General features: G+C 46.8%; 24 protein-coding genes. 16 read left to right on the forward strand and 8 right to left on the reverse strand.

From position 1 onward, the window contains the following. The first annotated feature begins 76 nt into the window (after positions 1 to 76). The 6 genes from AYR61_RS08370 (at position 77) to AYR61_RS08395 (ending at position 4,514) form a co-directional block, all read left to right on the forward strand. A complete protein-coding gene (locus AYR61_RS08370; protein ID WP_054712156.1) occupies positions 77 to 313 on the forward strand; it encodes a hypothetical protein in 237 nt (78 codons plus the stop codon). A gap of 1 nt (position 314) precedes the next feature. Then, on the forward strand, positions 315 to 1,295 hold the full coding sequence (locus AYR61_RS08375) for a linear amide C-N hydrolase (protein WP_056987412.1): 981 nt from the start codon (positions 315 to 317) through the stop codon (positions 1,293 to 1,295). A gap of 438 nt (positions 1,296 to 1,733) precedes the next feature. Continuing rightward, complete coding sequence (locus AYR61_RS08380; RefSeq protein ID WP_054708642.1) at positions 1,734 to 2,357, forward strand: glycoside hydrolase family 73 protein; 624 nt, start codon at positions 1,734 to 1,736, stop codon at positions 2,355 to 2,357. A gap of 183 nt (positions 2,358 to 2,540) precedes the next feature. Beyond that, a complete protein-coding gene (locus tag AYR61_RS08385; RefSeq protein ID WP_065902591.1) occupies positions 2,541 to 3,314 on the forward strand; it encodes a TerC family protein in 774 nt (257 codons plus the stop codon). After that, on the forward strand, positions 3,289 to 3,612 hold the full coding sequence (gene trxA / locus AYR61_RS08390) for a thioredoxin (protein ID WP_054708648.1): 324 nt from the start codon (positions 3,289 to 3,291) through the stop codon (positions 3,610 to 3,612). The genes AYR61_RS08385 and trxA overlap by 26 nt, the downstream gene beginning before the upstream one ends. Positions 3,613 to 3,647: 35 nt before the next feature. Further along, a complete protein-coding gene (locus AYR61_RS08395) occupies positions 3,648 to 4,514 on the forward strand; it encodes an NAD(P)-dependent oxidoreductase (protein ID WP_065902593.1) in 867 nt (288 codons plus the stop codon). 221 nt (positions 4,515 to 4,735) lie between these two features. Here the strand turns inward: AYR61_RS08395 and AYR61_RS08400 are convergent, their stop codons facing one another. Genes AYR61_RS08400 through trpX form a run of 3 tightly spaced genes read right to left on the reverse strand, consistent with a single transcriptional unit; the run spans position 4,736 to position 7,402 of the window. Continuing rightward, on the reverse strand, positions 4,736 to 5,509 hold the full coding sequence (locus AYR61_RS08400) for an ABC transporter ATP-binding protein (protein ID WP_056987410.1): 774 nt from the start codon (positions 5,507 to 5,509) through the stop codon (positions 4,736 to 4,738). Then, the gene (locus AYR61_RS08405; RefSeq protein WP_065903879.1) at positions 5,502 to 6,401 is read right to left on the reverse strand and encodes an ABC transporter permease; all 900 of its coding nucleotides are present in this window, start codon (positions 6,399 to 6,401) and stop codon (positions 5,502 to 5,504) included. Before AYR61_RS08405 ends, AYR61_RS08400 begins: the two co-directional genes overlap by 8 nt. 2 nt (positions 6,402 to 6,403) lie before the next feature. Further along, entirely contained in the window at positions 6,404 to 7,402 is a 999-nt protein-coding gene (trpX, locus tag AYR61_RS08410; protein WP_065902595.1) for a tryptophan ABC transporter substrate-binding protein, read from the reverse strand. Positions 7,403 to 8,496: 1,094 nt separating this feature from the next. Between trpX and AYR61_RS08415 the strand changes: the two genes are divergently transcribed. Both AYR61_RS08415 and AYR61_RS08420 read left to right on the forward strand, forming a co-directional pair. Then, positions 8,497 to 9,342, forward strand: a complete 846-nt coding sequence (locus AYR61_RS08415) for a homoserine O-acetyltransferase/O-succinyltransferase family protein (RefSeq protein WP_065902597.1) — start codon at positions 8,497 to 8,499, stop codon at positions 9,340 to 9,342. Positions 9,343 to 9,460: 118 nt separating this feature from the next. Continuing rightward, positions 9,461 to 9,694: a hypothetical protein gene (locus tag AYR61_RS08420; RefSeq protein ID WP_054708658.1), complete on the forward strand. Its 234-nt coding sequence runs from the start codon at positions 9,461 to 9,463 to the stop codon at positions 9,692 to 9,694. A 327-nt stretch (positions 9,695 to 10,021) separates the two neighbouring features. Here AYR61_RS08420 and AYR61_RS08425 read toward each other — a convergent pair whose 3' ends face one another. Together AYR61_RS08425 and AYR61_RS08430 are read right to left on the reverse strand one after the other, a co-directional pair. Then, on the reverse strand, positions 10,022 to 10,699 hold the full coding sequence (locus AYR61_RS08425) for a type II CAAX endopeptidase family protein (RefSeq protein WP_065902600.1): 678 nt from the start codon (positions 10,697 to 10,699) through the stop codon (positions 10,022 to 10,024). 21 nt (positions 10,700 to 10,720) lie between these two features. Then, a complete protein-coding gene (locus AYR61_RS08430; protein ID WP_065902602.1) occupies positions 10,721 to 11,098 on the reverse strand; it encodes a VOC family protein in 378 nt (125 codons plus the stop codon). A gap of 319 nt (positions 11,099 to 11,417) precedes the next feature. Between AYR61_RS08430 and abc-f the strand changes: the two genes are divergently transcribed. Together abc-f and AYR61_RS08440 are read left to right on the forward strand one after the other, a co-directional pair. Further along, on the forward strand, positions 11,418 to 12,971 hold the full coding sequence (gene abc-f / locus AYR61_RS08435) for a ribosomal protection-like ABC-F family protein (protein ID WP_056987407.1): 1,554 nt from the start codon (positions 11,418 to 11,420) through the stop codon (positions 12,969 to 12,971). Between the two features lie 680 nt (positions 12,972 to 13,651). After that, the gene (locus AYR61_RS08440; RefSeq protein ID WP_065902604.1) at positions 13,652 to 14,278 is read left to right on the forward strand and encodes a L,D-transpeptidase; all 627 of its coding nucleotides are present in this window, start codon (positions 13,652 to 13,654) and stop codon (positions 14,276 to 14,278) included. 157 nt (positions 14,279 to 14,435) lie between these two features. On the opposite strand, the gene AYR61_RS08445 is transcribed toward AYR61_RS08440, so the two are convergent. Together AYR61_RS08445 and AYR61_RS08450 are read right to left on the reverse strand one after the other, a co-directional pair. After that, positions 14,436 to 15,347, reverse strand: a complete 912-nt coding sequence (locus tag AYR61_RS08445) for a proline-specific peptidase family protein (protein ID WP_056987437.1) — start codon at positions 15,345 to 15,347, stop codon at positions 14,436 to 14,438. A 42-nt stretch (positions 15,348 to 15,389) separates the two neighbouring features. After that, positions 15,390 to 17,807 (reverse strand): Xaa-Pro dipeptidyl-peptidase, encoded by a 2,418-nt coding sequence (locus AYR61_RS08450; RefSeq protein WP_065902606.1) that lies wholly within the window; start codon positions 17,805 to 17,807, stop codon positions 15,390 to 15,392. A 131-nt stretch (positions 17,808 to 17,938) separates the two neighbouring features. Between AYR61_RS08450 and AYR61_RS08455 the strand changes: the two genes are divergently transcribed. Next, positions 17,939 to 19,102 (forward strand): cation:proton antiporter, encoded by a 1,164-nt coding sequence (locus tag AYR61_RS08455; RefSeq protein ID WP_065902608.1) that lies wholly within the window; start codon positions 17,939 to 17,941, stop codon positions 19,100 to 19,102. 27 nt (positions 19,103 to 19,129) lie between these two features. Here the strand turns inward: AYR61_RS08455 and AYR61_RS08460 are convergent, their stop codons facing one another. Next, complete coding sequence (locus AYR61_RS08460) at positions 19,130 to 20,539, reverse strand: APC family permease (RefSeq protein WP_056987434.1); 1,410 nt, start codon at positions 20,537 to 20,539, stop codon at positions 19,130 to 19,132. 604 nt (positions 20,540 to 21,143) lie between these two features. Between AYR61_RS08460 and AYR61_RS08465 the strand changes: the two genes are divergently transcribed. The 5 genes from AYR61_RS08465 to AYR61_RS08485 all read left to right on the forward strand — a co-directional run bounded on the left by AYR61_RS08465 (position 21,144) and on the right by AYR61_RS08485 (position 24,742). Beyond that, positions 21,144 to 21,572 (forward strand): bis(5'-nucleosyl)-tetraphosphatase, encoded by a 429-nt coding sequence (locus AYR61_RS08465; RefSeq protein WP_065902610.1) that lies wholly within the window; start codon positions 21,144 to 21,146, stop codon positions 21,570 to 21,572. Positions 21,573 to 21,586: 14 nt separating this feature from the next. Continuing rightward, positions 21,587 to 22,159, forward strand: coding sequence for a nucleoside/nucleotide kinase family protein (locus tag AYR61_RS08470; RefSeq protein ID WP_054708665.1), 573 nt, complete (start codon positions 21,587 to 21,589; stop codon positions 22,157 to 22,159). 120 nt (positions 22,160 to 22,279) lie between these two features. Continuing rightward, complete coding sequence (locus tag AYR61_RS08475) at positions 22,280 to 22,720, forward strand: Fur family transcriptional regulator (protein ID WP_065902613.1); 441 nt, start codon at positions 22,280 to 22,282, stop codon at positions 22,718 to 22,720. A gap of 379 nt (positions 22,721 to 23,099) precedes the next feature. Further along, positions 23,100 to 23,645: a hypothetical protein gene (locus AYR61_RS08480; RefSeq protein WP_054708672.1), complete on the forward strand. Its 546-nt coding sequence runs from the start codon at positions 23,100 to 23,102 to the stop codon at positions 23,643 to 23,645. A gap of 32 nt (positions 23,646 to 23,677) precedes the next feature. Continuing rightward, on the forward strand, positions 23,678 to 24,742 hold the full coding sequence (locus tag AYR61_RS08485; protein ID WP_065902615.1) for a DUF6681 family protein: 1,065 nt from the start codon (positions 23,678 to 23,680) through the stop codon (positions 24,740 to 24,742). Positions 24,743 to 25,291: the final 549 nt, after the last annotated feature.

Consider the following 25,291-nt stretch of genomic DNA (forward strand, 5'->3'; position numbering starts at 1 on the left):
TTAGGAAGATGGTTAACTTTTTTGCGTGGGTAACAGCCAATTCTGTCCCCCACAGCGACGACAGGAGATTTTTTAAATGACATATCAAAGTCCATACGCTGATCTGAATACCCCCAACCGATTTGCGTTGGCCCTCAAGCTGGCAAGCCAGTATCATTTAGATGTCAGCCAAATCATGTTTACCTATTTAAAGGTTGCAGAAATTTATTTAAAACAACAACCTGGTGGTACGATCCCACCAGCGATCCAACGAAAGATCGATGACCAATTTACCAAAACGCTGCAACAGTTAGCAACGGGAAAGGACGCTTAATATGTGTACGAGTATTTATGAGATTGCGCTTGATGGCACGCACGTCCTGGGTCGCACGATGGATTGGCATAATTTGGGTGCGGGTCCAGTCTTTGTGCCGCGCGCGTATCAGTGGCAGTCAATTTTTGATGATCAGACCTATGAAAACAAGTATGCGATTCTCGGCAGCGGTGGTGCGCATGACAATGAAATCGACATTTCAGATGGCATCAACGAAAAGGGGTTAACTGTTCAAAAATTGACGTTTACTAACGGTGCCCAGTTTGCTGCGGAACCAGATCCGGGAAAAATCTCGATCGCACCGTTTGAGTTACCTCTTTATTTGCTGGGCCACTTTAGCTCGGTAGCAGACATTGAAGCACACATTCATCAGATTCAGATGATGAGCGGTGAACACGCTAAGCACGCGTATGGGCATCCTGAACTGCACTTTGTGGCCATGGACCCAACTGGTCGCATTGTTGCAATCGAGACGTCGACCCAGCCGTTGCGCATTATTGAAAATCCATTGGGTGTGTTGACGAACGCCTATAATTTTGAACGCCAACTTAAGCAGCTTGATCAGTACATGACGTTTACGGATGACTTTGTCGAACGGAAGGTGCCGTTAAACACCGCGCGTGTGACGACTGGTAATTTTTCTGGTAAAAAGGTACCGTCTGGGTCATACACCCCCGGCTCACGGTTCATTCGTGCTGCGTACTACAAGGAAAGAATCGACCGGTCAGCTGATGAGAACGAAGCCATTGTGAGTCTTTGGCACCTCTTAAATAGCGTGAGTGTGCCTAAGATGCTTGATTACCAGCAAAACTATTCCGTTTACCGGGCGGCAACCAGTCCGGAAACTTTGAGTTACTACTATGAACCTTATAATCGGTTAGGCGTCCGTAAGTTGCAGTTGACAGACGAGATGATGACGACTTGGACGGAACCGCACTTTTTTGATAAGGATGATCGGTTGGCGATTTCGGTAATTCGGTGAGATTTTTTGAGGCTTTTTGTCGGGGATGGCAGGTCGTTGATTTTTGATAGTGTGGTGAGTGCTTTTTGCGACGTTGGTCTCGTTTCTATTGCTGAAACATTCGTAGGGCAAGGGGGACGTGTAATAAGCTCTGGCTGAAATGTTAGGATTGGTTTAGTGGGTTTGGTGGGTTGAGTGCGTGGAGTGCTTTCTTTGGCGTGGGTCTCTTTCATATTGCCGAAACGTGTTCCGCAAGGCAAGGGGCGGCCATGTAACGGACTCTGGCAAAAATGCCAAGTTCGGGCATTTCTGCCAGAGTCCGTTACATTCTGCCCCTTAACCGCCTTGCTTCACACTCTCCTAAGATTCTCCTAATAATCAGTCCATACCATTGCCGATTGTTTTTTTTATCTGTACAATTATCTGGTAATCTCTACAAAAGACACAGGAGGGTCGGTCTTGGCCAAAAAACGGCGTCGTAAAAAATCGAATCAGCAGGGAACCGCCACTTTAATTTTTATACTGGCGTTATTTGTCATTGGAGGGGGTCTCGGTGCCCGCTACGTGATGAATAAGGTGTTCACCCCGCAAACAACACAGGAACAGTCTTCAACGACGACCCTGTCACCGCAACAACGCCGGCAACGGGCGTTCATTAAACAAATGGCAACGCCAGCGGTCAAGGCTTACCATGAGACCCATCAAGTGCTGCCAAGCATCGTGATTGCGCAGGCCATCTTGGAATCTAATTGGGGCCAATCACAGTTGTACAAGGAAGCTAAAAATCCTTTTGGGATGAAAGGTAGCTACAATGGGCAGACCCAACTATTTCCAACTAAAGAATATGAAAACGGCAAAGAGGTCACCATCAAGGATTATTTTCGGGTGTATCCTAACCTGAAGGCGGCCATTTTGGATCATGACCTCGTCGTTTACCATCAGTTTATTACAACAAGAACGACGAACTACGCCACGGCGGCCAAGGAACTCCAAACAAACGGCTATGCCACAGACCCCAGCTATGCGAAGAAATTGATCAACATGATTGAAAGCTACCGGTTGGCACGGTTTGATTCATATTAATGTGATGATGGAAAGATGCTGATGAGGCATCTTTTTTACTATTTGGTCAAAAATCAGTTGCACGTTAATACACAAGTGAGTACTAGTTGAAACTTGGTGCAGACAGGTCTAAAATTCTTGTCAGAACAGGTGGAAACCGGTAAGATAAATTATCGATAAGATTAATAGGGAGAGATGTCTTAATTGCTTGAGCTCATCGGGAAACTCTACGGACCATTCTTTGACCTGCATAATTGGGAAACGGTTTTGGCGTCCAGTAGCGACTGGCTGATTATTTTATCATTAGTCATGATTGAATGTTTGCTTTCTGTGGATAACGCAGTGGTACTAGCGGCTCAGACGCAGGCGTTACCCAACAGAGAGATGCAAGAAAAATCCTTGTTTTACGGTATCTGGGGTGCGTATATTTTCCGATTCTTGATTATTGGGATCGGGACGTACCTCATTAATTTTTGGGAAATCAAGGTGTTAGGGGCAGGCTACTTGCTGTTCTTAACCATCCAATATTTCACCAAGAGCCGAGTGAAGCACACTCGGAAACTAGTTTCAGACCGAAAACGTAAGAGTCCGATTTCGTTATTCTGGTCAGTTGTGATTCAAATTGAATTGATGGACATTATCTTTTCAATTGACTCGGTGTTGGCGTCACTCGCAATCTCACCAAACCCAGTCATTGTGTTGATTGGTGGGATGATTGGGATTCTCGCAATGCGGGGCATTGCAGAGATGATCATGCGTTTGATGAAAATTGTGCCAGAGTTGGAACCGATGGCATACGGGTTGATTGCGCTAATTGCAGTCAAGTTGTTTGTCAGCATTCCACTCATTGATATTGAAATTCCAGCGTCGATTTTTGGACTGATCGTTTTGGGGGCGGTTATTGTCACCCTGATCATTCACTTTATTCGACGCGGAAGAAGGGAGCTCGTAAATGGCAACGACGATCACAAAGGATAATTTAGCTGAAGAAACGAAGGCGGGCCTCGTCTTCGTTGATTTTTGGGCCCCTTGGTGCGGGCCATGTAAGATGATGGATCCCGTTTTAGAGCAACTGGAAAACGACTACGGTGACCGAATTAAGTTCGGCAAGCTGAATGTGGATCACAACCAGGACCTTGCGATGAACTATAAGGTCATGAGCATCCCGAGTTTGGTGTTGTTTCGAGACGGGAAGGCCGTTGAAAAGATTACTGGCCTTTACCCGAAGGAAAAGTTAGCCGCGTATCTCGACAAAAAATTGGCAGCTCACGCGTAACAGTTTTGACTGCTGTCGTTGAAGGAGGAACAAGCATGAAACTTGGATTTATTGGCACTGGCGTTATGGGTGCTGCAATTGCGGGGCATCTATTGGATGGCGGTCATGAGTTGTTTGTTTATAACCGGACGAAGGCCAAAACGGATGACCTGGTCAAGAAGGGGGCAACCTGGGCTGATACGCCTGGTCAAGTTGCAGCTCAGGCGGATATCATTTTTTCGATGGTAGGATATCCCAAGGACGTCGAAGAAATATACTTCGGCGAGACTGGCATTTTCTCAACGTTGACAGCTGGCAAGATCGTTGTTGACATGACCACCAGCACGCCGACCCTGGCAGCTAAAATCGCGGTTACCGCAAAGGCGTTAGGGGCAACCGGCCTTGATGCGCCGGTTTCCGGTGGTGATGTTGGTGCCCAAAATGCTGCCTTAACCATCATGGTTGGCGGCGACAAGGCAGCTTATGACAAGCTGATGCCGCTCTTTGAGCTGATGGGTAAGTCCATTCATCTCTTTGGCGAAGCTGGCAAAGGTCAACACACGAAGATGGCTAATCAAATTATGATTGCTGGCACAATGACGGGCATGGTTGAAATGATGACCTACGCGAAGGCGGCTGATCTGCCTGTGGCGGATGTCATTCAAACTCTGAGTGGTGGCGGCGCAGACAACTGGAGCATGGAAAACTACGCCCCACGCATCCTTGCTGGTGATTACACGCCTGGTTTCTTTGCAAAGCACTTCTTGAAGGATCTGCGGATTGCGCTTGATGAAGCGGACAAGATGAATCTTGAGTTGCCAGCCACTAAGGAAGCCAAGCACCTCTATGAAGTGATGGTGGATGATAAAGGGCTTGGTAATGATGGGACTCAAGGGTTGATTAAGTTGTATCAGGATAAATAGCTATAAAAAAAAGACCTGATTTGGTCTCTTTTTTATTTTGGAATTGTTTTTACGATTGAGGGGGTAGGTCGGTTCAAGGAGGCTCTTTCTAGGCAACTGTGCCGAAACGAGTTTCGAAAAACAGAAAGCTGCGCGTAAGCCAACTCTGGCAGAAATGCCCAGGTACGGCATTTCCGCCAGAATTAGCTTACACTCCGCTTCCTACCGTTTTTCTCCACTCTCTACCCATCCAAATCACTAAAGAAACTATAAAGCTTCTCCTGAGTAAGGCCCTTTTTCTCCTCCCCAGCAACATCAAAGGTGATCTGGCCATTGTCGATCACAATCAACCGATTGCCATACTTCAACGCGTCATCCAAATGGTGGGTGATCATCAGGCAAGTTAAATCTTCCTCGGTGATCCGGTCGTTAGTGGTCTTCATCAACTCTTGCGACGTCTTGGGATCCAAGGCGGCCGTATGTTCATCCAGTAAGAGGATGTCCGGTCGCTTTAGGGTTGCCATGAGGAAACTCAACGCCTGTCGCTGACCACCCGATAAGTTACCAGTTGGGGTGCTTAATCGGTGATCCAGACCGTTATTCATTGTTGCTGTGATTTCTTTAAAATGGGGAAGGGACTTCCGTAGGCCACGCGGGACCAAGTGGCGTCCTTGTCCACGTTTGGCGGCTAACAACAGGTTTTCTGCAACGGTCATCCGCGGTGCCGTCCCGAGTTTCGGATCCTGGAAGACCCGGCTCAGAAAACGGGTTCGGCGTTCTTCAGATTCATTTGCGATGGATTTGCCGCGTAACAAAATGTCACCGCTGTCGATGGATAAGTTACCAGCAATTGTGTTAAACAGAGTTGATTTACCCGCCCCGTTAGATCCGAGGACGGTCACAAAGTCACCCTCATTAATCGTCAGGTTTAGTCCCTTTAACAGGGTCAGTTCCTCCGGCGTATTGCGGTTGACCTTGGTGACAACGTCGCGTAGTTCTAGAATTGGACTAGTCATGGCTTGTCACCCCCCGTTTAATGATGTGTTTGATATTAAACATCTTCTGGAAGACTGGCAACATCATGCAGATAGCAAGCACGATTGCTGACAACAACTGCAGGTCGTTGGTGTTGAATCCGAGACGCAGCACGATCAGCAAGACGAAGCGGTACAGAATTGAACCAAGAGTAACGGCAACGAGCCGTTGATTCATGGTCAGTTCACCAAAGGCAACTTCACCGATAATGATGGAGGCCAATGCGATAACGATGATTCCGATACCCATGTTGACGTCAGCGTAACCGTTGTTTTGTGCAACTAAGGCACCACCGAGGCCAATCAGACCGTTTGAGATCATTAGCCCCATGATCTGCATGTTGTCGGTTTTGATACCCAACGAGCGGGCCATTTTTTTATTATCACCCGTGGCGATGAATGCCTGCCCCAAATCAGTTTGTAGGAAGTATACTAAGGCAACGGTGACGATGGCGATGACGATTATCCCGAGGACGACACTGTCAAAGTATTCGGGCATCGCTTTAAAAAAGTCAGCCTTGAGTAGGGTCGGCTTATTGAGCAACGTTAAGTTTGCTCGGCCCATGATCCGCAGGTTGATTGAGTAAGCTGCGGTCATAACTAAGATCCCAGCTAACAAGATTGGAATCTTGCCCTTGGTGTAGAGCAGGCCAGTAACTAACCCACAGAGCATCCCGACGCCAATGGCCATAATGGTTGCCCAGAAGGGATCCACGCCGCGATTGATCGCAGCGACACACGTTGCGGCACCCATTGGGAAGGTCCCTTCAACGGTCATATCGGGGAAGTCGAGGATTCTAAACGTTAAGAATAGACCGATCCCAAGTGTGGCCCAGAGAAGTCCTTGGCCGATGGCTGAAACACCTAATCCAATGCTCATTTTACGATTTCTCCCTTCGCTTTAGCTTCCTTGATGACGGATGCTGGGAACGTAATGCCAAGTTGTTTAGCTTCCTTCATATTGATAATCAATTTACCATGACGTACAAATCTGATTGGCGTTGTGGCTGGTTTTTGACCCTTCAAGATCTTTGCGGTCATTTTGCCGGTCAGCACGCCGAGTTTGTACTGGTCCACACTATACGTGGCAAGGCCGCCGTCTTTAACCATGGAATCCACGGCCGGGAAGACGGGGACGTTGGCGGTATTGGCATTTTGTACGAGCGTCTGCATGGCTGAGGCAATCGTGTTATCGGTTGGCACATAGACTGCATCGACGCTGCGGACCATCTGTTGTGACACCTGTTGCACATCGTTCGTATTTGAAATGGAGTAGGCCTTCAATGGAATACCAGCTTGTTTGCACAGGACTTTAAACTGTTTGTACTGCTCAACCGCTGAATCATCGCTTGAAGTGTACATAATACCCAACGTTTTTAAATGCGGCATGACGCGGCGAATCAGGGCTAGCTGTTCGGCTAAGGGTGCCTGGTCAGACACCCCGGTCACGTTGCCGCCCGGTTTCGTATTGTTCGTCACTAAGCCGGCACCCTTTGGATCGGTAACGGCGCCCAAAATGATTGGAATTTTGGATGACGAATTAGCAAGGGCTTGTGCGGATGGGGTGGCGATACCAATCATGGCATCGGCGCCTTCGTTCACAAACCGGTTACTCATAGTCATCATGTTACTCTGATCATTTTCAGCGTTTTGATAATCGATCTTCACGTTCTTACCCGGCGTAAACCCGCCGTCCTTCAATCCCTGAATGATACCATGGTGAATCGTGTCCAAAGCGGGTTGGGACATCAGTTGTAAAATACCCACAGTGGGCGTGTGTTTCCGGTCGGCTGCCTGGTTCGGATCATTTTCCTTCACGTAAGCAAAGCCCAGGAAAACGAGCAGAATGGCAATTAATGCATACAGTCGTTTCATAACAACCACCTATCTTAAAATAATGACAACACAACGTTGCAACATAAATCACACACAAAGGAAACTACCGCACAAAAAAAGACGACTCCTTGCGAAATCGTCTCGAGTGAGCGACGTGCAAGGTTGGGCATGCAGCGTCACTCGCAATCAAAGTAACCGGCATGGACACGTGAAATGAACAGGTGAGCTCAAACCGCATCCAAAATGGCGCAGTTTGTTACCGGAATTGCCAAGAACTATTTAATTTGGCAAAAAACTTTGTCATGCGTTGTTCCTCCAGAAATAAATTATCTTTATTATACAAAGGCGGGGGGGAATGCGCAAGGGCAGAGTGTGAGACAAGGCGGTTTAGGGGCGGTGTGTAAGGGATTCTGGTCTAAAAGTCCGGGTCTGACTTTTAGACCAGAATCCCTTACACGTTAGCCCCGTGCCTTGTCGAACACGTTTAATCTATGAGGCCAAGAAAGGCGAAGCAAGATGCGCTTAGATGATAAAAACACAATGTAAGGGCCTGACTTTTTGCCAGAGTTGCTTACACAGTAGCCCTCTCGCCTTGCGGAACACGTTTAGTCTATGAGACCGAGAAAGGTGGAAGCAAGATGCGCTCAGATGCTAAAAAACACAATGTAAGGGCCTGACTTTTCTGTCAGAGTCCCTTACACGTTAACCCAGTGCTGTATCGAATAAGTTCAAATAATGAAACCAGAACCCACCAAGAAAAAACTTCCGCAATCCCAACAACCAATATCGCACCTATCAGGCCCTCAACTTGACCATTAAAGATAAATGTGGTAAATTAGCAAACAATTAGAATATTATGAGTCGTTGAAGAGAAGAGTAACCTGCTAAGTGGTTTAGAGAGTCTGCGGTGGTGGGAGCAGATGCACGGGTGCAGGTGAAGATGATCTCAGAGCATGGGGCGGTCATGATTGGCCAATACCCACGGAGGCAGCCGATACCCTGTCGAGTATGAAAATACTTTCGAGGCCTGAATTGCGAGATTGAGGCGAAGATGGGTGGTACCGCGCAATGTCGTCCCTAGTTGTTGAACAACTAGGGATTTTTTTATCTCGATACCTTAAGGAGGAAAACGCATGACAGTAATTTTGAAAAATGGCTTTTTAAAGCAGCAGCAAGCAACACCGCTATCTGACACCGGTCGGCTAGTTAAAATCTTGGTTGTGAATCTAATGCCAAACAAGCTTGAAACCGAGCGGCAGTTTGCCGAGTTATTCAGTCAACTTACTGTCGACGTTCAGGTGACCTTCGCACGGATGGCCAGCCATCACAGCAAACATATCAGTGAGGCTGACTTTAATCACGCAGACTATGTGGCCCTCGAGGACCTTCAAAATAGTTACTTTGACGGGCTGGTTGTCACTGGGGCGCCAGTCGAGGAACTGGACTTTGAGACTGTGGACTACTGGTCGGAGTTCAAAGCGCTTCTAGACTGGCGAGAAACCCATGTCCGTGAAAGTATTTTTGAGTGTTGGGCTGCCCAAGCTGGTCTGTATGCTGATTTTGGGATTCAAAAACACGTTTTACCAAGTAAGTTATTTGGTGTTTATCGGTGTCAAATTAACGCAGAAACTAAGCTGACCGCCGGGTTTGATGCCCTATCGATGCCACAGTCACGGCACTCCACGCTGACAAAAATCGATGACCCAGAAGTGGACGTTTTGGCCAGTGATCCTGAAGCTGGACCGGTCGTGATGCATGCTGTAAAGACTAGGTCTACCTATATTAGTGGGCACCCTGAGTACGAAACGAATACGCTATTCAATGAATTTCATCGGGACATGGAAAAGGGATTGCCAATTCGATTGCCGAAACGGTACTTCTCAGCAGCTGTGCCCACAAATACTTGGCGAGGTGATAGCGTCCAGTTGTATAACAACTGGGTGGCGTCGCTGAGTAATGTGCGCGTAACAACCTTTTGAATAAAAGCCTTAAGGGCAATTAAATCTTCATTAAAAACCATCGGCAATTGTTTGCGCCGGTGTTTTTTTACGGCCAGGTTCGGTATACTTAATAGTGAAGAACGAACGGAGGTTAGTCATGAATAATCGAAACTGGTGGCTTTTAAATGGCCTTGGGGTCATCGTTTATTTGATTGGCACCCTGTGGCTCATGTTGCGACCGATTAAGGATATGCGTGCGCTGCTGATTCCGGAACACCGGATGCAGACGGTTATTATTTGGAGCGTTATCGCGTTTGTTGTCTTTTTAATTGAATTGATCGTGCTGTTGGTGAAACGGCATGGGTTGAAGAAACGGGTTTCTGAGTCTTAGTAGGATTTGTTTTATGGATAGGAAAAGCGTCCGGCTGGTTGGCTGGGCGCTTTTTTCTGGCGTTAATTGTTTGTTGCGCTATTTTTCTGAGCCGTGGTTATGAGGCTTCTTGGTTGCTTTTGTGCTTTCTTATTTATTTGTGTGGCCTGCGATGTTGGTTCTGGCAACTGAGTAGCAATGACCACCGCACGCCCTTTTCACATTGCGGAAACGTGTTCAGCAAGGCACGGGGCGGCCATGTAACGGACTCTGGCAAAAATGCCAAGTTCGGGCATTTCTGCCAGAGTCCGTTACATTCTGCCCCTAAACCCGCCTTGCTTCACACTCTTACAAAATACTCCACAAATTATTCATAAAATGCAACGCCATGTCATACCGGATATCCTTAAAATGCAGGTAACATCCCGCCAAGATCCACCCCAGACCTGAATAGAATAGGGTGGTGACTGAGAAACTTAAGGTGTGCAGGAAACCAAAGATACAGCCACTGATTAGAATGCCGAAGAAAACGCTCCATCGGTTATTTTTTGCGAAGAAGAAATTAAAGAAGAACCCTCTAAAAATGAACTCTTCAAATACCGGCGCAGCAACCACACTATAGAAGTTATTCCAGAACGGGAGTTGCAGTGCCTGGGCATTGACCTCGCTTTGATTGGTTGGCATCGGCAGGATGTGGTGCACGATCAATTGTGACCACAACACCTGAACCGCAAGCATGCCAATGAAAAAGCCAAACAACTGTAAGATACTTTTAGTCGTAAACGGTCGTTTCTTAAAGTGGTGCGGGTTGCCCTGTTGCAATTGTCGCCGGTATAGCCAGGCGAATAGCGCCAAAATGACGGCCATCGTCATCAGCATAATGCCGATGTACTTGGTGGCTAACCCAGGATTGGATTTCGCATACCCGGTGGCTGTCGTCAGTTGTCCGGAATTGATCAAATAGATGATCAATAACACGATAAACGCGATAATACGAATGACTTGCCGTTTCAGATAGGTTGCCATGGGACACCCTCTTTTCATAAATTACTTATAGGTGACGATTTTGATCAAATTATGGTCAGGATCGCGAACCCACAGCGCTGTTGCATCGCCCTGCGCACCGGTGTAATCAATTGGGCCATCGTCAATTTCGACGGCATAGTTGGTCAGGTGCGACAGGGTTGCTTCAAGGTTATCTTTCGTTGAAAAGGCAAGGTCAGCAGTTCCAAGTGCGACGGTGCTGGCACTGATCTCCGGCTTGTCGGTCGGCGTTTCAAATTCGAGCCGGTGATGCCCTAAACGGACAGCAGGGCGGTCGAAATCTTTAATAATGGAAAGATCAAAGACCTCGTGATAGAAACGAACGGCGCGGTTAATATCACTGACGGTCAGGGTAATGCTATCAATATCTTTAATGTTCACGATGTGTCATCCTTTGAAATTAAATTGTGGCTTTCATTATACCACGAGTCACGGCGTCAGATGGTTGCCAATGAGTTGGTTTAGTGATAGGGTTATTAAGTTAATAGATGAAAATAGGGTCGACTGATGGGTCGATTGCGGGTGCAAGTTAGTCCCATTTTCTGAAAACTGGACTACTTACGAAATTCAATGATGTAATTTTATTGAAAATGCACCCTTTAAAAGTGGAACGATTGTATGGTATATGAACGAACGGATGGGTCTGGGCAGGCAATTACGTGTCCCGGGCCCCTTCTTTATGAACGAGAGGAGAATTGCAATGGCGTTATTAGAGGTTGAAGACCTAAGCATGAGCTTCGCTGATAAGAACTTATACGAGGATGCGAGTTTTCAGCTAAACAAGGGTGAACACATGGGCATCGTCGGTCAAAACGGGGTCGGAAAATCGACCCTGATCAAGATTATGACTGGGGACGAATTGCCGGTTACCGGTAAGATCACCTGGCAGAAGGGCATCGACGTCGGTTATTTGGATCAATACGCAGATATTCCTGATGGCATGAGGCTGATTGAATTTTTGCACACGGCGTATGCTAATTTATACGAACGCAACGATAAGATGACGGCACTATACACCGAGTATGCTGAAACTGCGGATGATAAACTGCTGGAACGCGCAGGACGGATTCAAGAGTATCTTGAAGCTAATAACTTCTATGATATTGAAACAGAAATCGAACGGATCATTTCTGGATTAGGGCTCGATGACATCGGCCGCGATCATGAAGTGGCTAAGATGTCCGGTGGCCAACGGTCAAAGATTATTTTGGCTAAATTATTGCTGCAACAGCCTGACGTGATCCTTCTTGATGAACCGACCAACTACCTGGATGTGGCGCACATTGCCTGGTTAGTGGACTACTTGAATGATTTTGAAGGGGCCGCAATGATCATTTCTCATGATTATGATTTTCTAGACCAAGTGACGAACTGCATCATCAATGTGGCGTTTGGTAAGATCAACAAGTATCGTGGCAGTTTCAAAGCTGCTATGCGTCAGCGGGCTGAGCGTGAAGAAGCCCAACGTCGTGAATATGAGAAACAACAGGTTCAAATTGAAAAGACCGAAAAATTTATTTCGAAGTTTAAGGCCGGTTCACGATCAAAACAAGCGAAATCGCGTGAGAAACAACTGGCGCGGATGGACCGGGTCGATCCGCCGTCATCAAACATTCGGGCACAGTTCAACTTCCCCTATGAAGATACAGGCTCACAAAATGCGCTGGTGGTCGACCAACTCTCCGTTGGGTATAACCGCCCATTGTTGAAGCCGGTCACGTTCTCTGTGAACACCGGTGAAAAGGTTGGCTTTGAAGGCTTTAACGGGGTCGGAAAGTCGACGTTGATCAAGACGATTCTTGGCATTATCGATGCTAAGGGCGGGGCAGCCCATTTTTCACCGTCAGCTAAGGTCAGCTACTTTAGTCAAGACCTCGAATGGGATAACAACCAGCAAACACCAATGCAGATCATTCAAGAAAAATATGATCAGCTGCAACAACGGGCTATCCGCACCAAACTGGCAAAATGTGGTTTGGATGCGGCCAACGCGATGAAGCCTATTGGCCAACTTTCTGGTGGCGAACAAACAAAGGTCAAGTTAGCGATGATGGAATTTGAACCCGCAAACTTCTTGATCTTGGACGAACCAACAAACCATTTGGATGAAGAAACAAAGGAAGCCTTGAAGGACGCAATCAATGCGTTCCCGGGCAATGCTATTGTGGTTAGCCATGAGATGAGTTTTTATGAGGGATTGGCTGATAAGATCTTGAATGTGGAGAAGTTGAGTTTGAAGAATCAGAGTGTGTAAAGAGTGTGGAGCAAGGCGTTTTAGGGGCGGTGTGTAACGGACTCTGGCAGAAATGCCTGAACTTGGCATTTTTGCCAGAGTCCGTTACACGTTAGCCCCGTGCCTTGCGGAACACGTTTCGGCAATGTGTGAAGGGAGCGCAGTAGCCTTTACAGCACGGCTGCCGAAAACAGAAAAGTTGGGGCTTGATTTTTTGGTCAGAGCCCATTACACGTTAACCCGTGCCAGCCTTGGGGAACACGCTTCGATGATAAGTCAGAGAAAACTCGAATTAATTGAAATTTGACCGTTCTATTGCCATAGAAGAAATGGTCAGTCAACTTTCAATGGTTTTCGAGTTTCATTTCGAACTTCTTTTCAAACTTAAATACTCTTAAAGTATGTTGAAGAATGCTAAACGTGTTTTTGGAGGTTGTTGGCTACGAGAAGTTAAGTGCTACAGCTTTTCTAGCCCACATTGCCGAAACGTGTTCCAGGAAGGCAAGGGGCGGCCATGTAAGGGACTCTGGCAAAAAATCCAGAATCGGGATTTTCTGCCAGAGTCCCTTACATTCTGCCCCTTAACCGCCTTCCTTCCACACTCTTTAAACTTAACTAAAGTGTCAAACCCCTGTGACGCCACTGCAATGCAGGCATGTTACAATGGTCACTATAAATGACATAAGGTTTGGAGCATATTTATGAAACGGACATTACGAATTGTATTACTAGTGGTTGTGATGGTGTTGGTTGTTTTTAGTGCGCATCACTTGTTGCACTTTTCTGCCAAGCAGGAGACAACCGAGCAGAGCAGCCAAAAATCCAGTACCGGGTCTAGTCAAAAAAAGACTAGTACTTCAAGTGACGACACGACGCCGAGTTACATGAACAAAATCAACTGGCGTAAGTCCTCAGAGAACAAACCATATCCCGATTTAAACAAATTAAGCAACGTTTGGATCCACGTCTCTATTGCCAACCAGCGTGTTTACATTAAGGACGGCAACAAAACAGTCTACACGATGTATGCGTCAACTGGGATTCACAATTCAACACCGCGGGGAACGTTCCACATTCAAGCTGAACGGGGCGATTTCTTCTATAATCAATCCTCCGGTGAAGGTGCTCATTACTGGGTCTCGTTTAAAGACCATGGGGTTTATCTTTTCCACACTGTGCCGACCGACCAATATGGGAAGTACAACGTGAAGGAGGCCGACCAACTTGGCAGGACAGCTAAATCGCATGGGTGCGTGAGGTTGTCAGTTCCCGATGCGAAGTGGTTCTACAACCACGTTAAAGAGGGCACAAAAGTGGTTATCAATTAGTTTAAAAAGACCGTTCAACAGAAATGCTGAACGGTCTTTTTGTCACCTTTACATAACCTTTACACAAACGACACAGCTTCTTTACTTTGGTTTGGTAATCTATTGGTTGCAATACGAAATAAAAAACCACTCAGCTAAGTGCTGAGTGGCGGGTTTCTTAATCGTTAAAGGTGTTGTTTTCCACATCCGTAATAAATTTAGCTAAATGCGAGTAATAAACTGGTGCGTTATCGATCATGTGGTGGTGACCACCTTCAGGCGTGGTTTCCAACCGAGCATGAGGGATTTCCTTTTGCATCCGGCGGGCGGTTGCTAATGGCATGGTTTCGTGTTCCCCAAAGGTCAGCAAAGTTGGTACCTTGATGTCCTTCAAGTGTGGTTCGAATTCCCATTCCTTCAGTTTCCCAGTAATCACGAACTCGTTGTCCCCTTGGAAGGCGTTGTAAACGGGGGTCGCCATTGTTGAGATCAAGTGAGAAATGGCAGCTGGCTTCTTACGGTCGACGTAGTTATCGTTTAAGACGTCAACGTAACCTTGGTACTTAGCGTCATCGTAGTTGCCTTTTGCTTCGCAGTCCTTCATGTAAGCGATGGCGTCAGCTGGCAAGAGGTCTTCACGCACTTGGTTGACGTGGGTGACGTATTCGTCGATGTTATCGACCATAGATGAGACAATGGCACCCTTCAAATGTTGACCGTATTTGGCAGCGTACATTTGAACCAGGGCACCGCCCCATGATTGGCCAATTAAGTAGAAGTTGTCCAAGCCAAGCTTTTGACGGACTTCTTCAACTTCGTCAAGGAAGTAGTCGTAGGTCAAGTACTTGTCAGCAATGGCCTTATCGCTATAATCGGGTTGATCTGAGTACCATGAGCCTAATTGATCGTACATGTGGACCTGAACGTTGAGCCCCTGCTTCTTTAATTGTTGAGCAGTGTCTTCCCAGTATTCGTGGTTACCGCCAGGGCCACCGTGAAGGGCGAGTAAATGAATGTCGCCTTCACCCTGTGTGTTGGTCCAAAGATGGTAGCCGTTGTCGAGTGTGATAATCGTGGTTCCTTGTTTCATGATATCCCTCATTTCTGTAAATCGTTGCTTACTATGATAGCACTAATGGCCGAGATACGGTACTTGAAGATTGGTGGCCTTCAAGTCGATCGTGTAGAATAACGGCTGATTACCACGGACGGTCATTTCCATATCAGTTGCGTAGACGATCAGTCCAAGTTGATGCCCAGGTTGTAGGTTATAGTGCGTTGGCTGGAGTGCCACATCAAACCCGTAAAATTCGTTCGGTGAAACGGTTTTGGTGGTTGTCAGCCCATCGCGGTTTTGCAGGTTAATGTGTGCTTTGCTGATCAGTTGGTAATCGGAAAGGTTGGTGAGTTGAAATTCGCGCAGGCTTTCCTTTTTTAAATGGTAGCCGAGATCCATCGCCTGACCCGCTAATGTGACTGGAGAGGGCGTCAATCGTTTGAAATGACTATAATCGATCAACTGAAAACTTAACATTCCGACGTTTTGATTGACGGCGACTTGAACGTGAACTGTTGGGCGACCATCGATCACAAGCGGTTCAGTTTGTTTTGATGCCTTAAAAATCAGCCGGTGACCAGCCATGGCAGCGTTACTATCGTCGGTGAGTGCCGCCTGCCAGTGGTCCCAGTGCTTCGCATAGTAGCGGAAAACCTTAGTCGGAAGTTGGTCACTAAACCCTTGCTGGACTGGTTGCGGCTGATTAGCAGTGGTTAACTTATCCGCACCCAAATGGAGGGTCATCACCGGATTGTCGGGTGCCAGCCAATCTGATTGGGCGTGCCACGTTTCCGCCGTAGCGTTGTCTTGAATGAGAACATTTGGCAGCAGTGTCTCAGCATGGTTATCCACATCGTAAAGTTCATGCGTCAGCCAAAGGTTGACCATGTCTGTGAAGTCTAGTGAGCGCAGATTGTTGATGTAAACGTGAGGGCCCTGGTGAAGAATGACCTTTTTCGTGATTGGCAGATTTCGGATGGCTTGCCATAGCTTGCCAACATTCTTTGGCTTGACATTCCAGTCATTCAGACCATGAACGAGCAACAGGTCGGCTTTGATGTTGGCCACATCCTTACGATAATTGCGTGCGTCCCAGAACTGATTATAGTTACCGGTTTCTCGATCTTGGTCGAGGGTCATTTGATTAAGCGCATTTTGCCACTTCGATTTGATCCGGTAGTAGTCGCCGGGCTGTTTTTCACGTGAGAAGGTTTCTTCGGCTAAGACGTCGGCATCCTCTCCAGGGAAACCACCGGGTGCAATTACGAGACCGTTTTCGCGGTAGTAGTCGTACCAGCTTGAGATAGCGGCCTCACTAATGACGGTCTTTAAGCCTTCGACACCCGTGGTCGCTGCAGCTGTGGCAAGGGTACCGAGGTAGGAACGGCCGGTCATGGCAATGTGATGATTTGACCACCAGGCCTTGATGGCGATGTTATCCGTCCGATTAGTGAACGCCGTCCGTTTGCCATCTAGCCATTCAATAACAGCGGTCGCCGCAATCGTTTCTTCAATGTCACCGGTTGTGCGTAACCCATCTGAATCCTTGGTGCCAATGCCGGAAGCATAGGCGACCGCGAAGCCCCGAGCTAAGAAATAGTCATTTAAACTATAATCAAAACTGTTGCCCATCCGTTCCTCGGCAGTTTGGGTGAGGCTGGCAATTTCACGCGGCGCGGGCACATCACGGTTAATTTCAGCCTGATCGCCAATCGTATTGCTGGTGACTGGCTTTTCCGTCAGTGGAACATTGACGTTGTGGGTCAGCGCATCACCGGCCTCGTCATTTGTGCCCTGATTATAAGGGGAGGCTGTATAAAGCGTTGGCACTGGCTGTTGGTTTGATTCTGCTGGTCGGGTGACTTCGACCTTTAACAGGTCACGTTGACCGTCGTGATCAGTATCCTGAGGAGATTCTACATAGACCACCTCATGAATGAGTGCCGTCGTATCATAAACGGCTTGGGTTTTGCCATTAAAAATAACGGGTTTTTTAATCGCCGCATTGTGCACCATTGCCTGAAAATACCCGCGTGAGGTAAGATCATCCAAAAAGGTTTGACCATTCATATTATGGGTAATCAGCAATTGGTACCAGCCATGGAGCAATTCAGTATTGTCAAGGGTGGCAGTTTTAAAAATTGGGAGATTGACTTTATGGGTAATGGCGAGTGGGTCGCCGAGATCAAAATCACGTTCTGGTAAAAAATACAGAAGTTGCAGGTAGATATTATAAAATACTTGTTGCGAGACATTGTCGTGCGTTCTCAGGTAAGCCAACGCATTTTGCGTTGGCGTTGCCATGAGACCCGCAATCTTTTCTTCACCACTACTGAGCGTTTGTGTTTCGGGGAAGCTATTGATCAACAGTTGGTGAAAAAAGGGAACCGTGGGCAACGCCAAGTCACGTTCATGAATCATTTGAATACGCACTAGTTCAGTGCGTTCCTGTTCTGGCGTCACTGGTACGATAGCGAACTGATTGAGCTTCATCATTGAATCCTCCCTTAACCATTATTTGGTTTTTATTATACCCCTCCTTAAAAGCATGCCGGTCGAAGTTTGATATTCGAGCATGCTATAATAAAACAAGTTAACTGAGATTTGTTTGAAAGGGGTTTTCCATGAGCTACATTGGCGGTATCGCCTTAATTTTATTTACCACGACCATTGCCGGTGCCATTAGTGAACGCATTGGGATTCCAATCGTCATTGGGCAACTGCTGGTTGGCATCTTGCTTGGTCCTGCAGCATTGGGCTGGCTGCACGCGAATGTGTTGCTGAATGCCGGCGCCGAAATTGGGGTCGTGATCTTGATGTTTATGGCTGGACTCGAGAGTGATCTTGGATTATTGAAGAAGTATTTCAAACCAGCACTGAGCGTTGCCACCTTTGGCGTTATTCTACCGATGATCTGTTTCTTTATCTATGGTGAAATCATGGACCAAGGGTTTGAACGGTCTGTCTTTTGGGGTGTTGTTTTTGCGGCAACTTCAGTCTCCATTAGTGTTGAGGTCCTAAGAGAATTTGGCCGTCTCAACTCGAAGGAGGGGGCGACCATCCTTGGCGCCGCCGTGGTGGACGACATCATGGCTGTGCTGATCTTAAGTATTTTCGTCAGCATGTTTGGCAACGTGAGTCAAACTGGCGGCTCACCCAATCTTTGGTTGAGTCTAGCAGAACAGGCGGTTTATTTCGTGCTCGTTTATCTGTTGATTCGCTGGTTAGCACCATTTTTGATCCGGTTATTTGAACACCTGGCCGTCCCGCAAGCCATTCCGATCATTTCTCTAGTGATCTGTTTGGGCATGGCCTACCTTGCGGACTTAACCGGCCTTAGCGCAGTTATCGGTGCCTTTTTCGCCGGGATTGCCATTGCGCAAACGAAGGCACACAAGGAAGTCAGTGCCAACATTAATCCGATTGGGTACGCCTTCTTTATTCCGATCTTCTTTGTCAGCATCGGACTGGAAATGAACTTTGACCACTTCCTGAGCAATATCTGGCTGATTGTCGTGATGACGATTCTTGCGTTGCTGACAAAACTCATTGGTGGGGGCTTGGGTGCAAAATTACTCGGGTTTAGCTGGAACAGTGCCTACGTGGTGGGTGCCGGAATGGTTTCGCGGGGTGAAATGGCTCTGATTATTGCCCAAATTGGGTATCAGGCCCATTTGCTGCACGCAAGCGTTTATTCAGAAGTGATTATTGTGATCGTGCTCTCCACATTATTAGCGCCATTAATGCTGAAACAGGCAATCAATGGATTACCAACCGAACAAGACTAAAAAAGCACCCCTTAAAGGGCGCTTTTTTTAGTCCTGTTCAATTTCGTTTGGATCGTTGAGGCGGCTATGTTTCATCCCGTAAGTAAAGTAGAGGATCAAGCCAAAAGCAAACCAGATCAGTGAAGCAATCCACGTTTCAGCCTGCAGTTGTGTCAACATGAAGATGCAGAGCAGTCCAGACACGATTGGTAATACTGGGTAGAAGGGCACTTCGAACCCTTGGTGATTTTTGATTTCCTTGTTGTGTCGCAGTGGAATGATCCCAAAGGAGACAAACAAGAAAGCAATCAATGTCCCAATGTTAACCAGATTAGTTAACTGGTCAAGTGGCACAAAGCCACCCATGATACTGATGACAATGGTAATGGTCACAAGAGCGTTTCTTGGTAAGCCCTGACCATCCAATTTTCCTAAGAATTTCGGCAGCAGGCCATCCCGGCCAATCGAGTAGATCAACCGCGATGAACTGTAGATCATGGTGACCATCATGGTAAACATGCCGGCCATCGCGCCCAGAGAGATAATGCCTGCGATCCAGTTTTGGTGAACGAACTGTAGCGCGAAGGATACCGGGTCAGCCACGTTGAGGTCTTTGTAGCTCATCATCCCGGTGAGGACAATGGAAACACCCACGTAGAGGATCGTTGTGATGATCAGCGTGCCAATAATGCCAATTGGCATGTTGCGTTTAGGATTCTTCACTTCGGCAGCTGAACTTGATACGGCATCAAACCCGAGGTAGGCAAAGAAAACGGCGGAAGCGCCCGCAAACACACCATGCACACCATACGGCGTAAACGGATGCCAGTTAGTTGGCTTCACGTAAAACGCGCCGACAACGATAAATAACAGAATAATGGCAATTTTAACAAAGACAATGATGTTGTTTAACCGGACGGATGTCCGCATCCCGCGTGCGAGCATGAGCGAGATCAGAACCACAATAATAATTGCAAACCAGTTTCCATACTGACCGTGGGCCGGGTCTAATCCGCCAACAATGGCAGCAGGGATGGGGACACCAAAACCGCTCATAAACGACTTGAAGTAGGCGCCCCAAGCGCTGGAAACGGCTGCCACGGCCAACACGTATTCCAGAATCAAAGCCCAACCGAGGACCCAGCCGACGATTTCGCCATAAACGAGATTGCCGTAGGAGTAGGCGCTTCCGGCAACCGGTATAGCGGATGCAAACTCAGCGTAGCACATGGCCGCGGTGGAACAGACAACGGCAGCAACAATAAAGGAAAGAATAATACCGGGGCCAGCCTTGGTAGCCGCAACCGTCCCGGGTAAAATGAAGATTCCAGTCCCAATAACGGCACCAATTCCCAGTGAGATCAGATCGACAGCACTCATCGTTTTAGCAAAGTGCTTATCCGTCTCCAGATAACGGTCGATGCGCTCCCGGCGAAAAATACGAGCTCTAAGTGACATGTATGTTCCTCCAACTATATTAAATACTTTTTAGAAGATTAAACCTATTTTAACTTTGTTGAGAGCGCGGAGCAAGGCGTTTAAGGGGCGCGTTTAGGCTAGGTGGGAGAGAAGATTCTAAGAATGAAGTCCCGAACTTGGCATTTTTGACAAGATAGACGTGAGGGTTGGCTAAGATGTTGACGCAATAGAGTATATGTAAGGTTTTTTCTTTTCCATTGAATTAACTTGTCGCAATCTCCGGTTCAAAGATCCCAATTGCCTTTTCTGATTCGTTCTATGTTTATATTGTCGAAACGTGTTCAGGCACGGGGCTAACGTGTAACGGACGATGACTAAAAAGTCAGGCCCGGACTTTTCGGTTTTTGGGCAGCCGTGTTGTAATGACTACTGCGCTCATTTTTTATATTGCCTAAACGTGTTCAGCAAGGCAGAGGGCTCCTGCCTAAGCCAACTCTGACAAAAATTCCAGGCCCAGGAATTTCTGTCAGAGTTAACTTAGGCTCCGCCCTCTAAACGCCTTGCTTCACACTCTGCACTGTACTTTACCCCCAAAACTCGTTAAAATAGATAGCAATCACTTATTACCTTAGGAGGAATTCATATGACAACAGAAGTTGCGAGTGGTGCTGTCGTTTATCAAGTTCGCGATGGCAAACCCTACTATCTATTATTAAAGAGTGCCACCAGTGCATTCTGGGGCTTTCCTAAGGGACACGTTGAAGCTGGGGAAAATTTGGCTGATACGGCACTTCGGGAAATTAAAGAAGAAACTCAGTTGACTGTTGAGCTGGACACGACTTACCACGACGAGTTGCAATACGACATGGCTAACGGTAATCATAAAGAAGTTCACTTATTCGTGAGTGAGGTTGCGGACAACGTCACGATCACGAAGCAGGATATTGAAATCGCGGATACCGCTTGGTTGCCATTTGACGAGGCAGTTGACCGGTTGACCTATGATAATTTAAAAGACCTATTAAAACGGGCTGATCAGTATATTTCTATGAAGATCACAGCCGGAAAATAAGGGAGAGGCCGCCTATGAAACGCGTTATTGTGATCACCGGTGCCACTGGTACTGGGAAAACCACGGTGAGCAGCTATCTCACCGACCAGTTTCACATCCCCCGAATTATTACGCATACAACTCGTCCCAAGCGTCCTGGAGAGCAGGAGGGTGTCGATTACTACTTTGAAACACCTGAGACGTTTAAACAGAATCACTACCTGGAATCTGTCCACTATGCCAACTACCAATATGGTTCGTCTTTAGAAGGGTTAGCCCGTGCCTTTTCAAAATCAGACCTTGTTAGCATTGTTTTGGATACCAAGGGTGCTGAGACCTACGTTAAAGAGTTGGATACTCGGGTGTCAGTTCTGTTCTTGACTGTCGCGCATCCTTTATTATTGAAAGAACGATTAGAGCAGCGCGGTGATCAGTTAGAAATGGTCAAGAATCGTTTAGCGAGTGATGAATATCGTCGTGACCTTACGTTACCGGCTGGTTTGTCAGGTATTGCTACGGTGATTCAAAATGATAAGTGGGACACGACTAAGAATCGTTTAGACGAATTCGTGGCTGAGTTAACAACACCAACCTCGCCCAAAGCATGATTAAACAGTTGTCGACAATATTGTAGTAGACTACTAAAAAGTAATCATTATTATTTAACTGCTGAAGATTGTCTGAACAATGAATCACTAACATGCCAGTCTTAGCAGAGGAGGCACATCATGCAACAAACGTTAACGCAAGCAATTGATGTTTTAAAAAAGAATCATTTAAAAGTGACGAAACAACGAAAGGCGCTCCTGACCTATCTGTTAGATAACCAGGATCACTACCACGATGTCACCTTGGTGGATGACTACATGCGCCAGCAATTCCCTGGCATGAGTCATAACACCATTTACCGCAACATTAAGGAATTTGAACAGGCGGGCATGGTGGAGCAACAGGTCGAGGGTGACCAGGCGCGCGTTAAATATCAGTGCGATTTTAGCCATCTGCATCACCACCACTTTATCTGTCAGCGCTGCGGCAAGGTCACAGAATTGAAAGAGTGCCCGCTTGACGTTTTCCAGGAACAATTGCCTGGATATCAGATTGTTGGTCATAGAATTGAACTTTACGGACTATGCGCACAGTGTCGTGCGGAAATGGCCGTAGATTAAAGACTAGCACCGCGTTGTTGGGTGCTAGTTTTTTGTTGAATGACAGGCATTTTTTATGGCTGAAACCTGGTTTTGGTACCCGCTTTATGGTTGACTAAAGGTTTTTAACCTAATATTATAGTTTGTCGTTTACTTTAGATGTTAGACTATTAGTATCAATGACAGCATAAGAAAAAATCCGCCTCAATTTGCGGGATCCTGTCCTGTAACGACTGCTAATTTTGGTTAAATTGGCCGGACGCTATTTTCAGAACAGACTTAAATTGGTATACTGTCAAAGAACCCTATTTTTAATTAATGAAAGCAAGCTCATCAATTACTTAGAGTTGATTGAGATAATAATGGTATAGTATTTTATTTTAAAGGAGGTGCCATTTTTATGGCATATCGCACGCCACCATTTTTAACACCCTTTGCAATTCTTTCAATTGCACTGGCCTTAGGCGCGACTAACGTGGTGGTCAACAAAGTCAGTCATTCTACTGAGGGGACGCCGACTTCAAAAACAGCTAGCGTGGCTTCAAGTAGTTCAATGGATCCGACAACTAAGTCAAAATCGTTGTCGGATTCAGCTAAGAAGAAATCCGAGTCTGAAAGTAAGGCAAAGGAATCTTCTAAAAAGGCAGAAAGTGAATCGAAGAAGAAGGCTAGCGAATCAAGTTCAAAAGCAGCGGAAAGTTCGAAGGCCGCTGATGATTCCAGCACAACCGATACTGACACAAGTAGCGCAACGACAACTAAGTCTGGGACAACTTCAAAGAAGTCCACTGGGACGACGGATAAGTCTACCAGTACCACGCCGTCAACGGCCTCATCATCTTCGACGTATTCAAGTTCAACTACAACGGATAGTGCGACAACGGATACAGGTGGGGATACCACTGGGACATCAAGTGACCAAACAACGACTACAAATGGCTACTAGACAAATAACGCAACGTGAGGAGGGTCTTACCCTTGTTTAGCTTACTTGACATGATTAATCATTATCTGGGTTACTTCAACATTAATACGAAGTTGAAGAACCGGATCTACACCATCATCGGGGCGTTTGGGACTATTTATCTGATCTACGTGGCAACACGTTGGATTCATAATGGTTACTGGCTCCGAGGATTTGGCATTCTGCTCGTAGGCCTGATTTTAGCCTACTTTACAGTGATGAATGTGTTTTATTATTTTACGACGAAAAAACCGCCGTTCGACATTTCACCAAAGATCGAAAAATTAATGGGAAAACCATTTGGGAGCGATCCGGCTGCTGAAGCCAATCAACAAGAAGCCGCCAACGCGCAACAACAAATGGGGAATGGGTTACTCAACAGCATCCCGGCAAACGGCTACTTCGACGCCAAAAAAGTGTTGCCTGGTAAGGTCAAAGTGACACTGACGCAACAACGGAACATTGATGAATTAGCAGCACATCTGCAGCAGTTGAGCTTGATGCAGCCTGATTATTCTGGCTTGGGTCAACGTGAAATTGCGATGCAGATCGAAAAACAGCATAAGCCAATTTATGCGATCGGATTAGGCGTCAACATTCCTTACTTTGAACTAAGTCACCAGGGAAACGACCTGGTAGTTCTAGCAGGCGTTAACCAGTCACAAAAAGTCGAGGTTGGGACAGTGACCACGGTTGGGTTGCAGTCAATCAATGATATTCAAGATCGGGTGAAATTGTATTTGGCGAATGTGATCCTGGTCGGCGGTCCCTACATGGAAATGGGCCGTAATATGCCGATGGAAAAACAGGCACCATACGCTATCCGGGTGCAGTTGGCCTATGAAAAACAGGGCGAGGAAAAAACGGATACGCAACCAACGTCGCAACAACCGCTATCTTCAACCGCGCGTGCCTATCAAAGTGACAATGGCGCGTCACAGCTTTACTCGAGAGAACGCAATAGTCGCGCAACGGCAAGTCAGTCGGATCGGTCAACCCAGTATGGGTCTAGTGATGAGCGAGACGATAGTAACCAAACGAATGATGAACCTACGAGGATGTCGCGGTTTAGGCATTAGAGCGTGAAGCAAGGCGGTCTAGGGGCGGTGTGTAACGGAGACTGACTGAAAAGTCCGGGTCTGACTTTTTGGTCAGTCTCCGTTACACGTTAGCCCCGTGCCTTGCTGAACGCGTTTCCACTAGATAAGGGAAACGCACGTTGCCAAAGGCACAATGCAGCATGAACCCAGGACGTTAGCACCTGTTTTTTTGTCAGAGTCGGTTACACGATAGCCTCGTGCTTGCTGAACACGTTTCTGCCAAGATTCAAAAAGCCAAACAAATATAACTTAAAAAGAGAGACACCCAATCAAAATCCACCCAGGATCTTGATTGAGCGTCTTTTTTGACTGTAAACAAGCAGGCATACTTCCAGTCGAGCCGTGTTTTAGAAAAACGAGCGCCACCTTCCAACCAACGCCGACCAAAATTCATTTTAAAGATGCCATCAAACTGTGACACCCGCATCATTTTCAATCAATTACAGTGTTGGTTTTCTAAAACCTTACAACCCCACGTTTAGCTAATACTGGCCGAAGAAGTTGATTAACGTTTTAATGGTATTCTAA

The sequence above is a fragment of the Secundilactobacillus paracollinoides genome (assembly GCF_001702155.1).
GTDB classification, from domain to species: domain Bacteria; phylum Bacillota; class Bacilli; order Lactobacillales; family Lactobacillaceae; genus Secundilactobacillus; species Secundilactobacillus paracollinoides.

Bases quoted from the DNA above. Each gene is read 5' to 3' on its own strand.
- AYR61_RS08420 (WP_054708658.1), top strand. From the start codon at position 9,461: ATGAATAATCGAAACTGGTGGCTTTTAAATGGCCTTGGGGTCATCGTT.
- AYR61_RS08400 (WP_056987410.1), bottom strand. From the start codon at position 5,509: ATGACTAGTCCAATTCTAGAACTACGCGACGTTGTCACCAAGGTCAAC.
- trxA (WP_054708648.1), top strand. From the start codon at position 3,289: ATGGCAACGACGATCACAAAGGATAATTTAGCTGAAGAAACGAAGGCG.
- AYR61_RS08425 (WP_065902600.1), bottom strand. From the start codon at position 10,699: ATGGCAACCTATCTGAAACGGCAAGTCATTCGTATTATCGCGTTTATC.
- AYR61_RS08455 (WP_065902608.1), top strand. From the start codon at position 17,939: ATGAGCTACATTGGCGGTATCGCCTTAATTTTATTTACCACGACCATT.
- AYR61_RS08375 (WP_056987412.1), top strand. From the start codon at position 315: ATGTGTACGAGTATTTATGAGATTGCGCTTGATGGCACGCACGTCCTG.
- AYR61_RS08470 (WP_054708665.1), top strand. From the start codon at position 21,587: ATGAAACGCGTTATTGTGATCACCGGTGCCACTGGTACTGGGAAAACC.
- AYR61_RS08450 (WP_065902606.1), bottom strand. From the start codon at position 17,807: ATGAAGCTCAATCAGTTCGCTATCGTACCAGTGACGCCAGAACAGGAA.
- AYR61_RS08445 (WP_056987437.1), bottom strand. From the start codon at position 15,347: ATGAAACAAGGAACCACGATTATCACACTCGACAACGGCTACCATCTT.
- AYR61_RS08440 (WP_065902604.1), top strand. From the start codon at position 13,652: ATGAAACGGACATTACGAATTGTATTACTAGTGGTTGTGATGGTGTTG.
- AYR61_RS08395 (WP_065902593.1), top strand. From the start codon at position 3,648: ATGAAACTTGGATTTATTGGCACTGGCGTTATGGGTGCTGCAATTGCG.
- abc-f (WP_056987407.1), top strand. From the start codon at position 11,418: ATGGCGTTATTAGAGGTTGAAGACCTAAGCATGAGCTTCGCTGATAAG.
- trpX (WP_065902595.1), bottom strand. From the start codon at position 7,402: ATGAAACGACTGTATGCATTAATTGCCATTCTGCTCGTTTTCCTGGGC.
- AYR61_RS08370 (WP_054712156.1), top strand. From the start codon at position 77: ATGACATATCAAAGTCCATACGCTGATCTGAATACCCCCAACCGATTT.
- AYR61_RS08475 (WP_065902613.1), top strand. From the start codon at position 22,280: ATGCAACAAACGTTAACGCAAGCAATTGATGTTTTAAAAAAGAATCAT.
- AYR61_RS08480 (WP_054708672.1), top strand. From the start codon at position 23,100: ATGGCATATCGCACGCCACCATTTTTAACACCCTTTGCAATTCTTTCA.
- AYR61_RS08465 (WP_065902610.1), top strand. From the start codon at position 21,144: ATGACAACAGAAGTTGCGAGTGGTGCTGTCGTTTATCAAGTTCGCGAT.
- AYR61_RS08460 (WP_056987434.1), bottom strand. From the start codon at position 20,539: ATGTCACTTAGAGCTCGTATTTTTCGCCGGGAGCGCATCGACCGTTAT.
- AYR61_RS08415 (WP_065902597.1), top strand. From the start codon at position 8,497: ATGACAGTAATTTTGAAAAATGGCTTTTTAAAGCAGCAGCAAGCAACA.